The sequence below is a fragment of the Mesorhizobium silamurunense genome (assembly GCF_014843905.1).
GTDB classification, from domain to species: domain Bacteria; phylum Pseudomonadota; class Alphaproteobacteria; order Rhizobiales; family Rhizobiaceae; genus Mesorhizobium; species Mesorhizobium silamurunense.
Genome location: NZ_LPVS01000051.1, coordinates 49,004 through 64,713, shown reverse-complemented (window position 1 = coordinate 64,713; position 15,710 = coordinate 49,004). Strand labels below are relative to the sequence as shown.

The window sequence follows — 15,710 nt, the reverse complement described above, 5'->3', positions numbered from 1 at the left end:
GTCATGGGCATCGCCTAACCGGGTCCCGACCCGGAACGGAGCGATTCCCCGATGCGAACACTCTGGCTGAGCCTTCTTCTGTCCGCCACGCTTGCTGCCTTGTCCGGCCAAAGCTTAGCCGGCGAGACGCGCGCCGCCCAAATCCTTGATCGCTTCGAGCACGCCAACCAGTGGCGCGACCACGTGATGATCGCCGCCCACCGCGCCGGCAGCATGCAGGCCGGCAAGACGCTCTATGCCGAGAATTCGCTTGCCGCCGTCGAGGCTTCGATCGCGATGGGCGCCGAGATCGTCGAGGTCGATGTCAGGCGCTCGAAAGAGGGCGAGTTCGTCATCATGCATGACAGCTGGCTCGATCGCACCACCACCTGCAAGGGCGAGGTGGATACCTTTACGCTGGCCGAGCTGAAAAAATGCCGGCTGGTGATCGAGGGCACCGGCGTCGTCACCAACGAGCCGGTGTCGACGCTGCGCGAGATGCTGCTTGCGACCAAGGACAGGATCCTGATCAACCTCGACAACAAGCTGCAGGTGATCGACCTGCCGGGAATGATCGCGGTGGCTCGGGACCTCGGCATGGCCGACCAGGTGATCGTCAAGGAAAACCTCTGGAACCGCCAGCGCATCGATGCGGCCAAGGCCGCACTTGCCCAGGCGGGCGCCGGCTTCCAGTTCATGCCGATCCTCGCCGACGATGCGGTGCATGATGCCGCCTTTGCCGGCGAGGTCGACAAGGCGTTCGCGCCGCGCGCCATCGAGCTGATCAATTGGCGCAACGGCGCCGAGATGCTGACGACGAGCGGCGGGCCGCTGTTCAGCACCCACATGCGGGCGACGGCGATCCGAGGCGACTGGCATCTCTGGGCCGACACTTACGCCATCGTCAACAAGCCGGGCGGCTTCCTCGCCGGCGGTCGCGGCGACGAGCTGGCGGTCGTCGCCAGCCTGCCGCGCGAAGCCTGGGGTTTCTGGGTCGACCGCGGCGCCACCATCATCCAGACCGACGAGCCGAGGGCGGCGATCGAATGGCTGACGGCGAACGGGTATCGGGTACCTTACGCTGATGAGGCGAGGCCAGCTGAGCCTGCGCGTACGGCGAGCATAAACTGAGACGCGGCCGCCGGAACTGCGATCTCCCCCTTGAGGGGGAGATGGCCGGCAGGCCAGAAGGGGTCGCCTCGCACAGAGCGCCAACCTCCATCTGCCGCGCTGCGCCCAGTCGAACCGACCCTCTCTGTCGCCTCCGGCGACATCTCCCCTCGAGGGGGGGAGATTAAAGCGACGCCTCACGCCGCTTTGGCTACTCCATCCAACTCGCTCAGCACATCTTCGGACAGCTCCAGTTCCGCCGCGGCGAGGTTTTCCCGCAAATGCTCGACCGACGAGGTTCCGGGGATCAGCAGGATGTTGGGCGAGCGTCGCAGGAGCCAGGCGAGCGCAGCCTGCATCGGCGTGGCGCCCAGCCGTTCAGCAACGCCCGACAAGGTCGAGGATTGCAGCGGGCTGAAGCCGCCGAGCGGGAAGAACGGCACATAGGCGATGCCGTCGCGGGCAAGCTCGTCTATCAGCGCGTCGTCTTGCCTGTGCGCCAGGTTGTACTGGTTCTGCACGCAGACGATCTCGCAGATGCGGCGACCTTCCGCGATCTGCGCACGGGTGACGTTGCTCAAGCCGATATGGCGCACCAGGCCCTTGCTCTGCAGTTCGGCGAGCACGGTCAGCGGTGCCTCGATCGAACCTTCGGCCGGGCCATGGGTGTCGAACATGATGCGCAGATTGACGACATCGATCATGTCGAGCGCGAGATTCTTGAGATTGTCGTGCACGGCTTGCGTGAGTTCCTCCGGCGAATAGGCCGGCAGCCAGGAGGCATCGCTGCTGCGGCGGGCGCCGATCTTGGTGACGACGACGAGATCGTCAGGGTAGGGCGCCAGCGCTTCGCGGATCAGTTTGTTGGTGACATGCGGCCCATAATAGTCGCTGGTGTCGATGTGGTTGACCCCGTTCGCCACCGCTTCGCGCAGCACGGCGATCGCCCCCTCATGGTCCTTCGGCGGACCGAACACGCCCTTGCCCGCAAGCTGCATGGCGCCGTAGCCAAGCCGCCGGACCGAGCGGTCGCCGAGCTTATAGGCGCCGGATTTGTCACTGCCCGATTTGTCACTGCCCGATTTGTCACTGCTTGACATGGTCGCTTCTCCTTGTCTGTCGACGAAGGAAATAGGTCATGTTCGCTGTTTCGATAACTGCCTATAATCGGCACAGCTTGTACGGAATGACGAACAATGGCTGACCTCAACGATCTCCAAGCATTCCTGGCGGTGGCGCGTGCCGGTGGCTTTCGCGAGGGAGCGCGCGCGACGGCAAGCAGTGCGTCGGCGCTGAGCGAAGCGATCCGTCGTCTGGAAACCCAGCTCGGCGTCCGGCTGTTCAACCGCACCACGCGCAGCGTCGCTCTGACCGATGCAGGCGCTGGCTTGCTGGCGCGGCTTGGCCCGGCGCTGGGTGAGGTCGAGGCAGCGCTCGACGTGGTCAACGGCTTCCGCGACAGGCCGGCCGGCACCTTGCGCCTCAATGTGCCAATCAGCGCCTCACGCCTGGTGCTGCCCAAGATCGTTCCGGGATTTCTCGCTGCCTATCCTGCCATTCGTCTGGAGGTGATTGCCGAGGAGAGCTTTGTCGACCTGCTGGCGGCCGGCTGCGATGCCGGCATCCGCTACGACGAGCGGCTGGAGCAGGATATGATCGCCGTGCCGATCGGGCCGCGCATCCAGCGCTTCACGACATCCGCCGCGCCGGCCTACCTTGACCGCCATGGTCGGCCGCAACACCCCAGCGAACTGCTTGGACATGCATGTCTTCGCGGTCGCTTCCCCAGCGGGGCGATGACGCCTTGGGAATTCGAGCGCGAGGGCGAGGTGGTGCGGGTCGATCCCACAGGGCCGCTGATCGTTGGCATCGGTGGAGGCGTCGATCTCGCCGTCGATGCAGCGATCGCCGGCCTCGGCATCCTATGGCTTTTTGAAGACTGGGTACGCCCGCATTTCCAAAGCGGCGCGCTCGAACCTGTGCTGGAGCCCTGGTGGCAAGAGTTCTCCGGGCCGTTTCTCTACTATCCCGGACGGCGCCTTGTGCCCGCGCCGCTGCGCGCTTTCATCGATTATATCAAGACACCGGCCGGTCGTGGCCAATAGCCGCGCGAAAGAAAAAAGGCCGCCCGGAGGCGGCCTTTCGAAAGCCTTGTAACCAAAACGCTTAGCGCTTGGAGAACTGGAAGCTGCGGCGGGCCTTCGCCTTGCCGTACTTCTTGCGCTCGACGACGCGGCTGTCGCGGGTCAGGAAGCCACCCTTCTTGAGCACGGAGCGCAGCGCCGGCTCGTAATAGGTCAGCGCCTTGGAGATGCCGTGACGCACGGCGCCCGCCTGGCCGGAAAGGCCGCCGCCGATGACGGTGGCGACGATGTCGTACTGGCCGGCGCGGTTGGCGGCGACGATCGGCTGGTTGAGGATCATCTGCAGCACCGGACGCGCGAAATAGGTCGCGAATTCCTTGTCGTTGACGGTGATCTTGCCGGAGCCCGGCTTCACCCAGACGCGCGCGATGGCGTTCTTGCGCTTGCCGGTGGCATAGGCGCGGCCCGACTTGTCGAGCTTCTGGACGTGGACGGGCGCGGCCGGCTGCGCGGCGGCAGTGACAGTCCCGAGTTCTGCGAGCGAGGAAAGCTCAGCCATTACGAGGCCCTCTTGTTCTTGGAGTTCAGCTTAGCCACGTCGAGCGTGACGGGCTGCTGGGCGGCGTGCGGATGCTCGGCGCCTGCGTAGACGCGGAGATTCTTCATCTGGCGGCGGCCAAGCGGGCCGCGAGGGATCATGCGCTCGACGGCCTTCTCGACGACGCGCTCGGGGAAGCGGCCCTCGAGCAGCTGTCGCGCGGTGCGCTCCTTGATGCCGCCGGGGTGGCCGGTGTGCCAGTAATAGACCTTGTCGGTGTACTTCTTGCCGGTGAACACCACCTTGTCGGCGTTGATGACGATGACGTTGTCGCCGTCGTCGACATGCGGGGTGAAGGTGGGCTTATGCTTGCCGCGCAGATGGTTGGCGATGACAGTGGCAAGGCGGCCGACGACGAGACCTTCGGCGTCGATCAGCACCCACTTCTTCACCACATCCGCAGGCTTCTGCGAAAAGGTAGCCATGGTTTTGCTCTCGGTTGGACCTCCCTTATCAACGAGCGATAGGGAGGGCGTTTCTTGTTGCTTGGATTGACGGAGCGGCTAAAGCCATCCGCCAATAACAAAACGGCGGCCGTTCCGGGCCGCTGCTTCGGGTGGGCTTATAGGCGAGGGCGCTGCATGCGTCAAGGCGAGTGAAATCTCTGTTGGCGCCCAAAGTCAAGCAAAAACAATGGTTTGAGGATGCGGTATTATTTTACCGCAAAGGAAAGGCACTCCGGCCGATGACCGGAACGCCTCCGATAGAATAGACCGTCAGTTGGCTGCTTCGAGTGAGCGGCGAATCTCGGGCGCAAGCTGGTCCATTGCGGCTGCGAGCCAGCCGCAGAGCTCGTCCGGCGCGGTATCGTGGATCCACACCAGCCGGCTGCGCCCATTGTTTTCAGCAAAGACCTGCATGGAGGTATTGTCGTGCTTGACCTCTTCACCCTCCCAAGCCCAGACGATACGGCGCGCCTGTTCGTCGCGGGCAATCAGCCTCTCATGCACGACCTTGCCGTCGGCGAAGGTCATTTGCCGCAAGTCAGGCTCGACCAGACGGCAGTCGACGAAGATGTCCGGCGTTGTCAGCCGGGGTCCCTCGGCGAAGTTGCCGACGGTCTGCCAGACCTTCTCCGGCGATGCATCGACGGTCATTTCCCTGATAACTGATCCCATTTTTGGGCACCTCCTGTTTGGTGTAGACAAATCTGTCTACTAGACAAATCTGTCTGTAGGCCGGAAAACGTAGTGCGTCAAAGGATATTCGGATGGCGGGCCACACTACTGACATCACTGACATCGGCCGGGAGAGTTCCGCGCGCAATCGCGTTCTGGATACGGCGACGAGGCTCTTCTATGCCGAGGGCGTGCATGCGGTCGGCATAGATCGGATCATAGCTGAGGCGGGCGTGGCGAAGGCCACTTTCTATAAATACTTTCCGGCCAAGGACGAGCTCGTCCGCGCCTATATTCAGAACCAAAGCCGTCTGGGGAGAGCCGCGATCGACAGGATCGGCAAGCGGCCGGCGCGGGACACGGTCTTGGCTATCTTCGACCTTGTCGCGGATGCCGCCGCTCAACCTGGCTATCGCGGCTGCCCGTTTCTCAATGCAGCGGCCGAATATCCGGATCCCGACCATCCGGTGAGGCAGGCGATCGGCGAGCACAGGCGTTGGAAGCATGACCTTCTGCGCGATCTGCTCGCTGCCGACGGCAATCCAGACCCCAACACCTCCGCCGACATCCTGACGGTTGCCGGCGACGGGCTGCTCATTGCCAGCCACCTCGACAAGCCCGCAAACTTGCGCCAACTCATCCGTGAGACGATCCTGCAAATCCTGGGGCCGTCAGCGGACAGGTAGGCGACGGCAGGAATTCGGCTAACGCCTCGGCGGTATCGAATAGGTGCCGGTGGCATGCGCCACCGTGTGTCCATCCGAACCGGCGATGATGTCGATGTCGAACAGCATCAGGCTTTTACCGAGCTTCAGGATCCGGCAATGGCCGTCGATTGGCCCAGCCTCGGCCTTGCGGACAAAATTGATGTTGAGATTGGTGGTCACCGACAGCGCGTCCGGCCCGGCGTGGCTGAGCACGCAGACATAGCCGCCAATGTCGGCCAGCGTGAACAGCGATGGACCCGAGACCGTGCCGCCCGGACGCAGATGCCGCTGGTCTGCATTGAGCCGCACCGTGCAGCCGCCTGGAAACACGTCCAGCGCCTCATAAGATGTGAACCGGTCGTTGAGCTGCGGGTATACGCTCGTCATCAGCGCGTTGACCTCGGCCGCAGTCAAGACCGGCTTCAGATTGCTTTGGGCGGGCATCAGCGGCGTCCTATATGAGATGGCAAGCTCCGGGCGATATGCCTGGACCAAACGGTGCGACGGAGAAAACACGCCTCGCGGCTGTTCTTCAACCGGCAGCATGCTAGTTCTGTTGCTCCATGAGCCGCGGACGCTGATCGAGAGGTTTTACAAGTGGCTGAAGTTGTCGCCATCAAGCCCGCCGTCACGGAGGCCCCCGTTCTCGCCAGCCAGGACAAGGGCGTTCTGCGCCTCACACTTGCCAGCCCGCCGGCCAACGCGCTTTCGCTGGCGACAATGGCGGCGCTGCAGGCCGAATTCGACCGTGTGAAGGAAGACAAATCCGTTCGCGTCATCATCCTGGCGGCGTCCGGAAAAGTGTTCTGCGCCGGTCACGACCTCAAGGAAATGACCGCGCATCGCGCCGATGCCGATCGCGGTAGGGCCTTCTTCGAAAGGACCTTCGCTGCGTGTGCGAGCCTGATGCAGACGATCGTGCGCCATCCGAAGCCGGTGATCGCCGAGGTCGATGGCCTGGCGACCGCCGCCGGCCTGCAATTGGTCGCGAGCTGCGATCTTGCCATTGCCTCGCATGAGGCGACCTTCTGCACGCCGGGCGTCAACATAGGCCTGTTCTGCTCGACGCCGATGGTGGCGTTGTTGCGCAACGTGTCGCGCAAGCAGGCGATGGAAATGCTGCTCACCGGCGAGACGATCGACGCGGCGACCGCTAAGGAATTCGGCCTGATCAACCGCATCGTGCCGCGTGAATATCTGAATCAGGTTGTCAACAAATACGCGCAAACCATTGCTTCAAAATCGTCTTTGGTGGTCAGGACCGGCAAGGAAGCTTTCTCCGCCCAGGCCGAGATGGGGCTGGCCGACGCCTATTCCTATACCGGTCGCGTGATGGTGGAAAACATGCTGGCACGCGACGCGGAGGAAGGCATCGGCGCCTTCATCGGCAAGCGCAAGCCGGAATGGACAGACGAATAGCTGGTGCGGGATGCAGTCGTGCTTTTCCTTCGTTGAAGGTCCGACGTGGCTGCCCGCAAGCAACTGACGCGGCTGAAGGCGCCCTACCTCAAGCGCATCCTGCTTGAGTCGTCGCGGGTCGCGGATTGGGACCAATATCCCTGGAACCTGCCGATCTTTCGCGAGCGCGAATTCGAGTTCGAGTTTACGACAGCCATCACCATCATCGTCGGCGAGAACGGCACCGGCAAATCGACGCTGCTCGAAGCCATCGGCGCGCTGGTCGGCTATGATGAGGCTGGCGGCGGCAAGGGCTACCGGCCGGTCGATCACTCCGGCGCCATCGACAAGAGCGGCACGGCACTTGCTGCCGCGTTACGCTGCCATTGGCTGCCGAAGGTCACCGCGGGCTGGTTCTTTCGCGCCGAGTCCTTTTATTCGGTCGCACGCTACCTCGATCGCGCAGCGCTGGAAGTTGGCGCGGCACCGCCTGATTTCCTATCATGGTCGCATGGCGAAGGCTTCATCCGCTTCTTCGAAGAACGCTGCCGCAGGCAGGGCATCTACATCCTCGACGAGCCCGAAAGCGCGCTCTCACCGACCCGCCAGATCGAACTGTTGAAGCTGCTTCAGCGGATGGAGCGATCCGGCATCGCGCAGGTGATCATGGCCACGCATTCGCCGCTGCTGATGGCCTGTCCGAATGCGCGGCTCTTCCGCATCAGTCGCTTCGGCCTCGATCCGACCGATTTTCACGACACCGATCATTTTCGCATGATGCGCGACTTCTGCAGCGATCCGGCTGCCTTTCTCGCCGAAGCGCTGTATGAGGACGAACCATGAATCACGACGCCTACGACAACACCTACATTGCCGGTATCCTGAACTCGGTGAAGACGGTCGCGATGGTCGGCGCCTCGCCCAACGACGTGCGGCCGAGCTTCTTCGTACTGAAATATCTGCTCGCCAAGGGCTTTTCGGTGTTTCCGGTCAACCCGGGTCATGCCGGCAAGGAAATCCTCGGCCGCACCGTCTATGCCAGCATGGCCGACCTGCCGCAGCCGGTCGACATGGTCGACATTTTTCGCGGTTCGGCGGCGGTGCCGGGCATCGTCGATCAGGTGCTGAAGCTCGATCCGCTGCCGAAGGTCGTCTGGATGCAGCTCGGCGTGCGCCATGACGAGGCCGCTGCGCGCGCCGAGGCCGCCGGCATCAAGGTGGTGATGAACCGTTGCCCGAAGATCGAATACGGCAAGCTGTCGGGCGAGATCGGCTGGACCGGCGTCAATTCCGGCGTGCTGTCTTCGAAGAAGCCGTTGATGCGGCAGGGTTTCCAGAGTTTTGGCGTGCGGCAGAAATAGGCCGATAACCAGCACGCAAAATTATTCCGGGAAGAAATGGATTTTCCCGGGCGTTCGCCGCAGATCGCACGCCGAAAGGTATTTTCTTCTTTGCATTCACGACCGCGCTTCGCCAAGAATGCCCGGCGATTTCGAAAGATCTGGAGAGGAAGGTTTCGATGACCCGTACGCCCGGTTTCAACACGCTCGCCGTCCATGCCGGCGCCAAGCCGGATCCGGCGACCGGCGCGCGCGCCACGCCGATCTACCAGACCACCTCTTATGTCTTCGATGACGCTGACCATGCCGCCTCGCTGTTCGGGCTGAAGGCCTTCGGCAACATCTACACCCGCATCATGAACCCGACGCAGGCGGTGCTCGAGGAGCGCATTGCCGCGCTCGAAGGCGGCACGGCGGCGCTAGCGGTCGCGTCAGGCCATGCCGCCCAGGTGCTCGTCTTCCACAATCTGATGCAGCCGGGCGACAATTTCGTATCTGCCACAAAGCTTTATGGCGGCTCGATCAATCAGTTCGGCCATGCCTTCAAGAATTTTGGTTGGGAGGTGCGCTGGGCCGATACCAACGATCCCTCGACCTTCGAAAGTCAGATCGACGACAGAACCAAGGCGATCTTCATCGAAAGCCTCGCCAATCCGGGCGGCATCTTCGTCGACATCGAGAAGATCGGCGACATAGCCCGCAAGCATGGCTTGCCGCTGATCGTCGACAATACGCTGGCCTCGCCCTATCTGGTGCGGCCGATCGAGCATGGCGCCGACATCGTGGTGCATTCGCTCACCAAGTTCATCGGCGGCCACGGCAATTCGATCGGCGGCGCCATCGTCGATGGCGGCACCTTCGACTGGTCGAAGTCGGGCAAGTACCCGATGCTGTCCGAGCCGCGTCCCGAATATGGCGGCCTCGTGCTGCACGAGACCTTCGGCAACTTCGCCTTCGCCATTGCCGCCCGCGTGCTCGGCCTGCGCGACATCGGCCCGGCGATCTCGCCCTTCAACGCCTTCCTGATCCTGACCGGCCTGGAAACCCTGCCGCTCCGCATGCAGCGCCATTGCGACAACGCAGTGAGCGTCGCGGCCTGGCTTTCGAACCATCCGAAAGTCGCGTGGGTGAACTATCCCGGCTTGCCCAGCGACAAGAACAATGCGCTGCAGAAGAAATATTCGCCGCAAGGCGCCGGCGCCGTCTTCACCTTCGGCCTCAAGGGCGGCTACGAGGCCGGCGTCAAATTCGTCGAGGCGCTGGAACTGTTCTCGCATCTTGCCAATGTCGGCGACACCAAGTCGCTGGTCATCCATCCGGCCTCGACCACGCACCGCCAGCTTTCCGACGAGCAGAAGGTGAAGGCCGGCGCCGGGCCGGACACCGTTCGGCTGTCGATCGGCATCGAGGATGTCAACGACATCGTCGCCGACCTCGAACAGGCACTCAGCAAGGTCTGAGCGCGATGTCGGCCTTCCTTGCGGTCAGTACCGAAACCGTCGAGCCGGAGGCCGGCGCGCCGGCCCCGGATCGCGTGATCTCAGGCGAGCCGAAATTCCGCACCTGGAATGTCGAGGAGCGCGACGGCGGCCTCTATGCCGGCATCTGGGAAGCGACGCCCGGCAAGTGGCGCATCGTCTACGACGAATGGGAATTCTGCCACATCCTGGCGGGTGTCTCGGTGATTGCCGAGGACGGCGGCGAGGCGCGTACGGTCAGGGCAGGCGACAGCTTCGTGCTGAGGCCGGGCTTCAAGGGCACCTGGGAAGTGCTGGAGACCACCCGCAAGGAATATGTGATCCGGCTCTAGACGGGCAGCGCCCGGCTCTCGTTTCAGAAGCTGACCGTTAGCTTATCCAACCCATGAAAATGATAGCTGTCGCGAAAGCGCGGCTGCTCAGCCAAACGCAACTTTGGCCGCCGTTCGAACAGCGTTTTCAACGATACCTGTAGTTCGAGACGCGCCAGCGGCGCGCCGATGCAGAAATGGATGCCGGCGCCGAAGGAGACGTTCTTCTGGTCCGTGCGCGCCGGGTTCAAAGCGTCAGGTCCGGCGAACGCCAGCGGGTCGTGATTGGCCATGCCGAGCAGCAGCGCGACCATCTCGCCGGGTTTGACCGAAATGCCCGGCGCTGTTTCGATCTCTTCGTAAGCATAGCGCAGGAACATATGCAGCGGCGCGTCGAAGCGCAGGCATTCTTCGACCGTTGCCGCGTTTGCCTCCGTCGTGGCGAAGAAGCGGCGCGGATCACCGCCTTGCGCCAGGATCGAACGCACCGCATTGCCGGTCTGGTGCACGGTTGCCTCGTGGCCGGCGTTGAGCAAAAGGATCGCCGAGGAAACCAGCTCGTCCTCGGAAAGCTTTTGGCCGTTGTCCTGGGCCTCGATCAGCAGCGAAAGCAGGTCGTCGCCCGGCTTCTTGCGCCGCTCGGCGACATAGCCGCGCAGGAAAGCCGCAAAATCGCGTGCGGCGCGGTTGGCCGTCTCCTCTGTCTCGCGCGTGCGGCCGTGCATGTACATGGCGACCATCTGATGAGACCAGTCGAGCAGTTGCGGCCCCATCTCGACCGGAACGCCGAGCATCTCGGTGATGATGGTGATCGGCAAGGGCGAGGCGTAGGCGGGCAGAAGGTCTACGCCACCGGGCTCGAAACGGTCGATCAACTCGTTGGCCAGGGCCTCGATGCGCGGTCTCAACCGCTCGACCTGGCGCGAGACGAAGGCGCGATTGACCAGCGTCCGCAGCCTGGTGTGCACCGGCGGCTCGAGTTCCAGCATGGAATTCGCCTCGATCGCGTCGAAGGCGGTGAGGTGTGAGCGGTCGTCGCCGACGCCGCGGCTGTCGGGAATGCCGGCCGGGTTCTGACGGCCGAAGCGGCGGTCGCGCAGCAGGCGGTTGACATCGTCGAAGCCGCCAAAGCACCAGAAGCCGTAGTCTTCCCAGAAGAAGGCATTCGATGCGCCGTGCAGGAAGGCATAGGCCTCATAAGGGTTCTGGACGAAGGCGGGCTCGTGCGGATCGAGCCGCAGGCGGCGGCTGGCGGGGTCGAAGGCGAGATAGTCTGGCATCATGTTCGACCAATAGCGCGCCTTGTCAGCCCGATGCCAGACCGTATCTTGGCGCCCGTCGAGCCGATGCGTTGAGCCAGGCAGGGGCAAAGGGCGGTGTGCAAGGGCTTCAGCGCCGCGCTCTAATGTCCCGTCTTCAATATGCCGGCCACCTTGGCGGCGATCGCGGCATCGAGCGCCTGCCAATTTCCGAGGAGCTCGCGCGGGAAACGGTAGGTGAGGCTGAGATCGTCGCCGACCTGGATGTCGCGTTCGCAGGGCGCCAGCGATTCCTCGGCGCTCGGGCCGCTCAGGCAGCGGGCGACGAACGGGTCTTTCCCCGGCCGCTCGACAACCGCCAGCACCTCGTTGAGATAGCCTGACTTCTCGGTGAAGCCGTAGAGCGTCGTTCCGCCCGGGCCGGCCGTGCCCGGCTTAACGATCAGGGCGCTGTAGATCGGCGCGAAGCGGCCGCTCATGTCGCGCGACATCATCCGCGGCTCGAACGACAGGAAGATGATCTTCCTGGTCGTGGCGTGGTTGAAGTCGTCGCGCGCGGCGGCGCTATAGCCATCCATCTCGGGATAGCGCAGGTAGAGGTCGAGGCGCGAGGCTATACCGTCGCGCCTGGCCTGGTCGAAGCGGATGAAGTTGGCCGGCACGCCGATCACGTTGTTGCCGATGACGACCTGCCGGACCGCCGTGGCGTCGGTGTAGCCGGCCATGGCGATCGACCGGCCAAGCCATTTGCCGCCGACGCTGATGGCCACCGAGAGCAGGGCGAGCGCCGCGAAGGCATAGAACACCCGCTTCATGAAGGTCGAGTCGACGACCTCGAACTCCTCGGCGGCGGCCTCTCTCATTGCGATCTCCGGATCCGCTCACCTGTCCTCAGGTGGCACAGCGCGCGCGGCATGGCTCTTGCAACGCGTCGGCATGACTGTGGGGTCTCATGGTAAATGGTTGGTAAAGATGGATCCGATGTTGCTCCCTCTCTACGCTTTTGCGGTCGGCCTGACGGCTTGCGGCCTCGCTGGTTCGGCCATGGAAATCCTCTCCGGCCGCCGGCTGGCCTTCGCCGAGCCCTATGTGTCGCCTGCCCACATTGTGCGCTCGCTTGTGGCGACCGCCTGCGCCGGCCCGTTCATGCTCATCAATGATGCGCTGGCTGCCCGACGCGAGGGGCGCATCAGCACGCCGGCGCTGCTTTCCTGTGGCTGCACGGCCGTGGCCTGGGCGTTGGCGCTCGGCGTCGTGCTGATCACCATTGCCTCCTGGGCGGCCGGTCTCCTAGGCTCCGCCGAATTCTCGGCTTGAGACGAATCGGAGACAAGGATGCCGATCTATGCGATCGATGGGAAAGCGCCTCAGTTCGAGGATGCCGAAAGCAACTGGGTGGCGCCCGACGCCACGCTGATCGGTGATATCAGGATAGGCCGCAATGCCGGCTTCTGGTTCGGCGTCGTCATCCGCGGCGACGGTGAGCCGATCACGATCGGTGCCGACACCAATGTGCAGGAGCATACGGTCATGCACACCGATCCGGGCTTTCCGCTGACGATCGGCGAAGGCTGCACGATCGGTCACCGCGCGTTGCTGCACGGCTGCACGGTCGGTGACAACAGCCTGATCGGCATGGGCGCCATCGTGCTCAACGGGGCCAAGATCGGCAAGAATTCCCTGGTCGGCGCCGGCGCCCTGGTGACGGAAAACAAGGTCTTCCCGGACAATTCCCTGATCGTCGGCTCGCCTGCCAAGGTGATCCGAGCGCTGGACGATGCGGCGATCGAGAGGCTGCGCGTCTCGGCCGCGCACTATGTTGACAACGGTAAGCGCTTCAAGGCAGGATTGAAGGAGGCTTGAGAGCGAGGCGGGCGACGTTTCGCGCTACCAATTGCCGCCGGCTTAGCCGCGTCGGGACATCGCCTCGCGCAGCAGCGACGCCCCCGCTTCGAAACTGGCCTGATCCGCGCCTTCCAAGGCCGTTTCAAAATCATCGATGCGCGTCCTGAGCGTCGGATCCGCACACGATGCCAGCAGCAGGCGGATCGCCTCGGTGTCGCGCTGCGCCACGGCATAATGCAGAGGCGTCCAGTCGTTCACGCCGCGCATGTTCGGGTCAGCGCCGTGCTCAAGCAGGATCCCGATGATCTTCAGCCTGTCCGGCCGCTCTGTCGACAGCGCGGCGATGATCGAAGGAAAGCCGGCATGATCCTCGTAATTCGGGTTCGAGCCGGCATCGAGCAGAGTGGCGATGAAGGCGGCCGGGCTCCAGTAGATTGCGTATTCCAGCGGATGGCCGAGGCCGAGCTCGAACGGCATACTCTCGTCGAACCAGCGCTCCGAGCCGGCGAGCGCCTTGCAAAGGGCTTCGAAGTCGCCCGCCTTGAAGGCGTTGTCGATGGCCTTGAAAAGCTTGGCGCGCTCACAGCGGTCGTCAGGGATTTCCAGCATCGCCTTCCATCCGAAATGAACGGCCATATTGCTCCTATCCGCGGCTACCAGAAAGGCCTGTCGGGGCGAAGGCAAAAATGGCGGAGCCGGCCCGGGGACAGGGCCGGCTCCTAAAACCCGGTCGTTGGGGACGGGGAGGGTGGGGACTCGACCGGGCTTTTCCTAAGCACGCCGCATGAATGCGACGTGCCTAATCTCTTTGTGCATGTCGTTGCCCCAAAATCGCTGCGCGCTTTTGGGCGACATGCATTGGCGTCCTAGCGGACGCTGGCGACCGCGTCCTCGCGGCCGTCGTTGATCGTAACCCAAACGCCCGAATTCTCGGTCGATTGACGTTTGAGGTAGGTGTAGACCGTGTCGTTCCAGGCGAGCACTTTCGGCTCGAGGTTGTCGAGGATGAACTCGCCGAGGCTGGTGCGCACCGTCAGCACTGCGTGGCCGTCGCCGTTCGGCTGGCGCACGACCGTCATCAACAGGTCGCCGGCGGGGACACCTGCGGTCATGAGCTCGCGGCGCTTCTCCAGCGCATAGTCCTCGCAGTCGCCGACGCCGTTGTCGGGATAGGCCCAGTATTCCTCGACCCCATAGATCTCCATATCGGTGCGCGGCTTGACGCGGGTGTTCACCGAATTGTTGACGTTGATGATGGTCGCCCACAGCTTGCGGGTCAGATCGACCGGAGGCCCTTTCGGCGTCCTCTCGTTGCATTCGACCGCAATACGACGGCAGAATTCATAATGGCCAACCGGCTGGGTGGTGCGGCCGCCCGTATGCATGAACACCGGTCCTGCGCTTGCCGTGCCCCACGCGGAAAGCTGCATCGCCATTGCCAAGAGCAACAGCTTGCCCCTCGTCATTTTCATTATGGTAGTCTCCCCGTTTGAGAGAGACTGTGCCACGTTTGGATTTATTTGACGCAAAAACTCGAAGTAGATATTAAGTAAAACGCCCGTAGAATAAATATAAAATTTGAACTATCTCGATTTCGAATTGTTGAGATTCGCCGCGCGCCGTTGCCCGCTTCTCGGGGTCTCGACATGCGGTGTGGCTACGAAAAGGCGCCTATCCGGCCAACAAAAAACCGGCCGCTGGCGGCCGGTTTGGTGCTTGTTTGAGTTCGGCGGCGGTCAGGATGGCGGCGCGTTGAATTCCGAATCCAAGGTTTCCGGCCGCTGGATGACGGCGAATTCGATGGCGACGCCGTCCTCGAAGTGACGCACCACCTGGCCGCGCATCGTCCCCAGCATGACCTGCACGCCGATCGCCGGCTTGACGTCGATCTCGATCGCCGCGCCCGAAAGCGACAGATCGATGATGCGGCACTGATACTGGCGCCCGTCGGTGAGCTGCAGCACGCTCATCGGATTGCGCGGCGCGACGCGCTCGTGGCGTCGGTCTTCCGGCAGGTCCAACTCATGCTTGTTGGCAAGCCAGGTGAGCTGCGCGGCGAGCTTGTCCTTCTTGCGATCCGAAGCGATGACGGTCATGGCGAAACCGTCCTGCGAGGTCCGCGTCACGACGCCTTCGATGCGGCCGATATGGTCGATATAGGCAATGACCTTCTCGCCCGGCATGCCGACGCGGTCGGTGCGCAAGGCGACATTGCCGGGCGACATGTCGATCACCTGGCACGCATGCTCTGTGCGGTCCTCCAGCATGAAGCGTCCGTAGATTTTCACCCGGACACGCTGAAAATTGCGCCGCTCCACACGGGACGGCGCATATTCCGCCGCTGACCTCATGACTGCCTACACCCCGTTGGCATTCCACGCGACGATGCGAGGAATTTCACCCGAAAAGCTACAGCAAAGCAGGTTAACAAAGGGGAAAAAGCCGACCCTAAATGGCTGGGGCTCGGACGCTCGCGCGGGGCA

At 63.2% G+C, this 15,710-nt stretch carries 20 protein-coding genes; 10 read left to right on the top strand and 10 right to left on the bottom strand.

What is annotated here, in order from left to right; translation table 11 throughout:
- The first annotated feature begins 51 nt into the window (after positions 1–51).
- Entirely contained in the window at positions 52–1,110 is a 1,059-nt protein-coding gene (locus AU465_RS14225; protein WP_192248347.1) for a glycerophosphodiester phosphodiesterase family protein, read from the top strand.
- Between the two features lie 176 nt (positions 1,111–1,286).
- On the opposite strand, the gene AU465_RS14220 is transcribed toward AU465_RS14225, so the two are convergent.
- Positions 1,287–2,189: an aldo/keto reductase family oxidoreductase gene (locus AU465_RS14220; protein WP_192248342.1), complete on the bottom strand. Its 903-nt coding sequence runs from the start codon at positions 2,187–2,189 to the stop codon at positions 1,287–1,289.
- Positions 2,190–2,285: 96 nt separating this feature from the next.
- On the opposite strand from AU465_RS14220, the gene AU465_RS14215 reads away from it, so the two are divergent.
- The gene (locus tag AU465_RS14215; protein WP_192248339.1) at positions 2,286–3,194 is read left to right on the top strand and encodes a LysR family transcriptional regulator; all 909 of its coding nucleotides are present in this window, start codon (positions 2,286–2,288) and stop codon (positions 3,192–3,194) included.
- 61 nt (positions 3,195–3,255) lie between these two features.
- Here AU465_RS14215 and rpsI read toward each other — a convergent pair whose 3' ends face one another.
- From rpsI to AU465_RS14200, 3 genes are all read right to left on the bottom strand, one after another.
- The gene (gene rpsI / locus AU465_RS14210) at positions 3,256–3,732 is read right to left on the bottom strand and encodes a 30S ribosomal protein S9 (protein WP_040969232.1); all 477 of its coding nucleotides are present in this window, start codon (positions 3,730–3,732) and stop codon (positions 3,256–3,258) included.
- Positions 3,732–4,196 (bottom strand): 50S ribosomal protein L13, encoded by a 465-nt coding sequence (gene rplM / locus AU465_RS14205; RefSeq protein ID WP_059184834.1) that lies wholly within the window; start codon positions 4,194–4,196, stop codon positions 3,732–3,734. Before rplM ends, rpsI begins: the two co-directional genes overlap by 1 nt.
- Before the next feature lie 291 nt (positions 4,197–4,487).
- Complete coding sequence (locus AU465_RS14200) at positions 4,488–4,889, bottom strand: SRPBCC family protein (RefSeq protein ID WP_192248303.1); 402 nt, start codon at positions 4,887–4,889, stop codon at positions 4,488–4,490.
- A gap of 92 nt (positions 4,890–4,981) precedes the next feature.
- On the opposite strand from AU465_RS14200, the gene AU465_RS14195 reads away from it, so the two are divergent.
- Positions 4,982–5,575, top strand: a complete 594-nt coding sequence (locus AU465_RS14195; RefSeq protein WP_192248300.1) for a TetR/AcrR family transcriptional regulator — start codon at positions 4,982–4,984, stop codon at positions 5,573–5,575.
- A gap of 18 nt (positions 5,576–5,593) precedes the next feature.
- On the opposite strand, the gene AU465_RS14190 is transcribed toward AU465_RS14195, so the two are convergent.
- Complete coding sequence (locus AU465_RS14190; RefSeq protein WP_192248297.1) at positions 5,594–6,040, bottom strand: PaaI family thioesterase; 447 nt, start codon at positions 6,038–6,040, stop codon at positions 5,594–5,596.
- Between the two features lie 153 nt (positions 6,041–6,193).
- On the opposite strand from AU465_RS14190, the gene AU465_RS14185 reads away from it, so the two are divergent.
- From AU465_RS14185 to AU465_RS14165, 5 genes are all read left to right on the top strand, one after another.
- Positions 6,194–7,015: an enoyl-CoA hydratase gene (locus tag AU465_RS14185; protein ID WP_192248294.1), complete on the top strand. Its 822-nt coding sequence runs from the start codon at positions 6,194–6,196 to the stop codon at positions 7,013–7,015.
- A 45-nt stretch (positions 7,016–7,060) separates the two neighbouring features.
- Positions 7,061–7,837: an AAA family ATPase gene (locus tag AU465_RS14180; protein WP_192248291.1), complete on the top strand. Its 777-nt coding sequence runs from the start codon at positions 7,061–7,063 to the stop codon at positions 7,835–7,837.
- Positions 7,834–8,355, top strand: coding sequence for a CoA-binding protein (locus AU465_RS14175; RefSeq protein WP_192248288.1), 522 nt, complete (start codon positions 7,834–7,836; stop codon positions 8,353–8,355). The genes AU465_RS14180 and AU465_RS14175 overlap by 4 nt, the downstream gene beginning before the upstream one ends.
- Positions 8,356–8,513: 158 nt before the next feature.
- A complete protein-coding gene (locus AU465_RS14170; RefSeq protein ID WP_192248285.1) occupies positions 8,514–9,794 on the top strand; it encodes an O-acetylhomoserine aminocarboxypropyltransferase in 1,281 nt (426 codons plus the stop codon).
- A 5-nt stretch (positions 9,795–9,799) separates the two neighbouring features.
- Positions 9,800–10,144, top strand: a complete 345-nt coding sequence (locus tag AU465_RS14165; RefSeq protein ID WP_192248282.1) for a cupin domain-containing protein — start codon at positions 9,800–9,802, stop codon at positions 10,142–10,144.
- 23 nt (positions 10,145–10,167) lie between these two features.
- Here AU465_RS14165 and AU465_RS14160 read toward each other — a convergent pair whose 3' ends face one another.
- Positions 10,168–11,406: a cytochrome P450 gene (locus tag AU465_RS14160; protein ID WP_192248279.1), complete on the bottom strand. Its 1,239-nt coding sequence runs from the start codon at positions 11,404–11,406 to the stop codon at positions 10,168–10,170.
- A 119-nt stretch (positions 11,407–11,525) separates the two neighbouring features.
- Entirely contained in the window at positions 11,526–12,245 is a 720-nt protein-coding gene (locus AU465_RS14155; RefSeq protein ID WP_192248276.1) for a hypothetical protein, read from the bottom strand.
- A gap of 118 nt (positions 12,246–12,363) precedes the next feature.
- Here AU465_RS14155 and AU465_RS14150 point away from each other — a divergent pair, with 118 nt between their 5' ends.
- Together AU465_RS14150 and AU465_RS14145 are read left to right on the top strand one after the other, a co-directional pair.
- Positions 12,364–12,699 carry a DUF6949 family protein gene (locus tag AU465_RS14150; RefSeq protein WP_376774854.1) on the top strand — a complete coding sequence of 112 codons (336 nt, stop codon included), beginning with the start codon at positions 12,364–12,366 and terminating at the stop codon, positions 12,697–12,699.
- An 18-nt stretch (positions 12,700–12,717) separates the two neighbouring features.
- Positions 12,718–13,245: a gamma carbonic anhydrase family protein gene (locus AU465_RS14145; protein WP_192248269.1), complete on the top strand. Its 528-nt coding sequence runs from the start codon at positions 12,718–12,720 to the stop codon at positions 13,243–13,245.
- A gap of 42 nt (positions 13,246–13,287) precedes the next feature.
- Here AU465_RS14145 and AU465_RS14140 read toward each other — a convergent pair whose 3' ends face one another.
- The 3 genes from AU465_RS14140 to AU465_RS14130 form a co-directional block, all read right to left on the bottom strand.
- Complete coding sequence (locus tag AU465_RS14140; protein ID WP_246506093.1) at positions 13,288–13,863, bottom strand: ankyrin repeat domain-containing protein; 576 nt, start codon at positions 13,861–13,863, stop codon at positions 13,288–13,290.
- Positions 13,864–14,093: 230 nt separating this feature from the next.
- Complete coding sequence (locus tag AU465_RS14135; protein ID WP_192248266.1) at positions 14,094–14,699, bottom strand: transglutaminase-like cysteine peptidase; 606 nt, start codon at positions 14,697–14,699, stop codon at positions 14,094–14,096.
- A gap of 264 nt (positions 14,700–14,963) precedes the next feature.
- On the bottom strand, positions 14,964–15,578 hold the full coding sequence (locus AU465_RS14130; protein WP_192248263.1) for a PilZ domain-containing protein: 615 nt from the start codon (positions 15,576–15,578) through the stop codon (positions 14,964–14,966).
- Between the last annotated feature and the right edge of the window lie 132 nt (positions 15,579–15,710).

Coding starts and splice junctions, on each gene's coding strand:
- AU465_RS14160 (WP_192248279.1), bottom strand. CDS start 11,406: ATGATGCCAGACTATCTCGCCTTCGACCCCGCCAGCCGCCGCCTGCGG.
- AU465_RS14155 (WP_192248276.1), bottom strand. CDS start 12,245: ATGAGAGAGGCCGCCGCCGAGGAGTTCGAGGTCGTCGACTCGACCTTC.
- rplM (WP_059184834.1), bottom strand. CDS start 4,196: ATGGCTACCTTTTCGCAGAAGCCTGCGGATGTGGTGAAGAAGTGGGTG.
- AU465_RS14145 (WP_192248269.1), top strand. CDS start 12,718: ATGCCGATCTATGCGATCGATGGGAAAGCGCCTCAGTTCGAGGATGCC.
- AU465_RS14165 (WP_192248282.1), top strand. CDS start 9,800: ATGTCGGCCTTCCTTGCGGTCAGTACCGAAACCGTCGAGCCGGAGGCC.
- AU465_RS14215 (WP_192248339.1), top strand. CDS start 2,286: ATGGCTGACCTCAACGATCTCCAAGCATTCCTGGCGGTGGCGCGTGCC.
- AU465_RS14135 (WP_192248266.1), bottom strand. CDS start 14,699: ATGAAAATGACGAGGGGCAAGCTGTTGCTCTTGGCAATGGCGATGCAG.
- AU465_RS14200 (WP_192248303.1), bottom strand. CDS start 4,889: ATGGGATCAGTTATCAGGGAAATGACCGTCGATGCATCGCCGGAGAAG.
- AU465_RS14175 (WP_192248288.1), top strand. CDS start 7,834: ATGAATCACGACGCCTACGACAACACCTACATTGCCGGTATCCTGAAC.
- AU465_RS14225 (WP_192248347.1), top strand. CDS start 52: ATGCGAACACTCTGGCTGAGCCTTCTTCTGTCCGCCACGCTTGCTGCC.
- rpsI (WP_040969232.1), bottom strand. CDS start 3,732: ATGGCTGAGCTTTCCTCGCTCGCAGAACTCGGGACTGTCACTGCCGCC.
- AU465_RS14140 (WP_246506093.1), bottom strand. CDS start 13,863: ATGGCCGTTCATTTCGGATGGAAGGCGATGCTGGAAATCCCTGACGAC.
- AU465_RS14195 (WP_192248300.1), top strand. CDS start 4,982: ATGGCGGGCCACACTACTGACATCACTGACATCGGCCGGGAGAGTTCC.
- AU465_RS14150 (WP_376774854.1), top strand. CDS start 12,364: ATGTTGCTCCCTCTCTACGCTTTTGCGGTCGGCCTGACGGCTTGCGGC.
- AU465_RS14190 (WP_192248297.1), bottom strand. CDS start 6,040: ATGCCCGCCCAAAGCAATCTGAAGCCGGTCTTGACTGCGGCCGAGGTC.
- AU465_RS14130 (WP_192248263.1), bottom strand. CDS start 15,578: ATGAGGTCAGCGGCGGAATATGCGCCGTCCCGTGTGGAGCGGCGCAAT.
- AU465_RS14170 (WP_192248285.1), top strand. CDS start 8,514: ATGACCCGTACGCCCGGTTTCAACACGCTCGCCGTCCATGCCGGCGCC.
- AU465_RS14220 (WP_192248342.1), bottom strand. CDS start 2,189: ATGTCAAGCAGTGACAAATCGGGCAGTGACAAATCGGGCAGTGACAAA.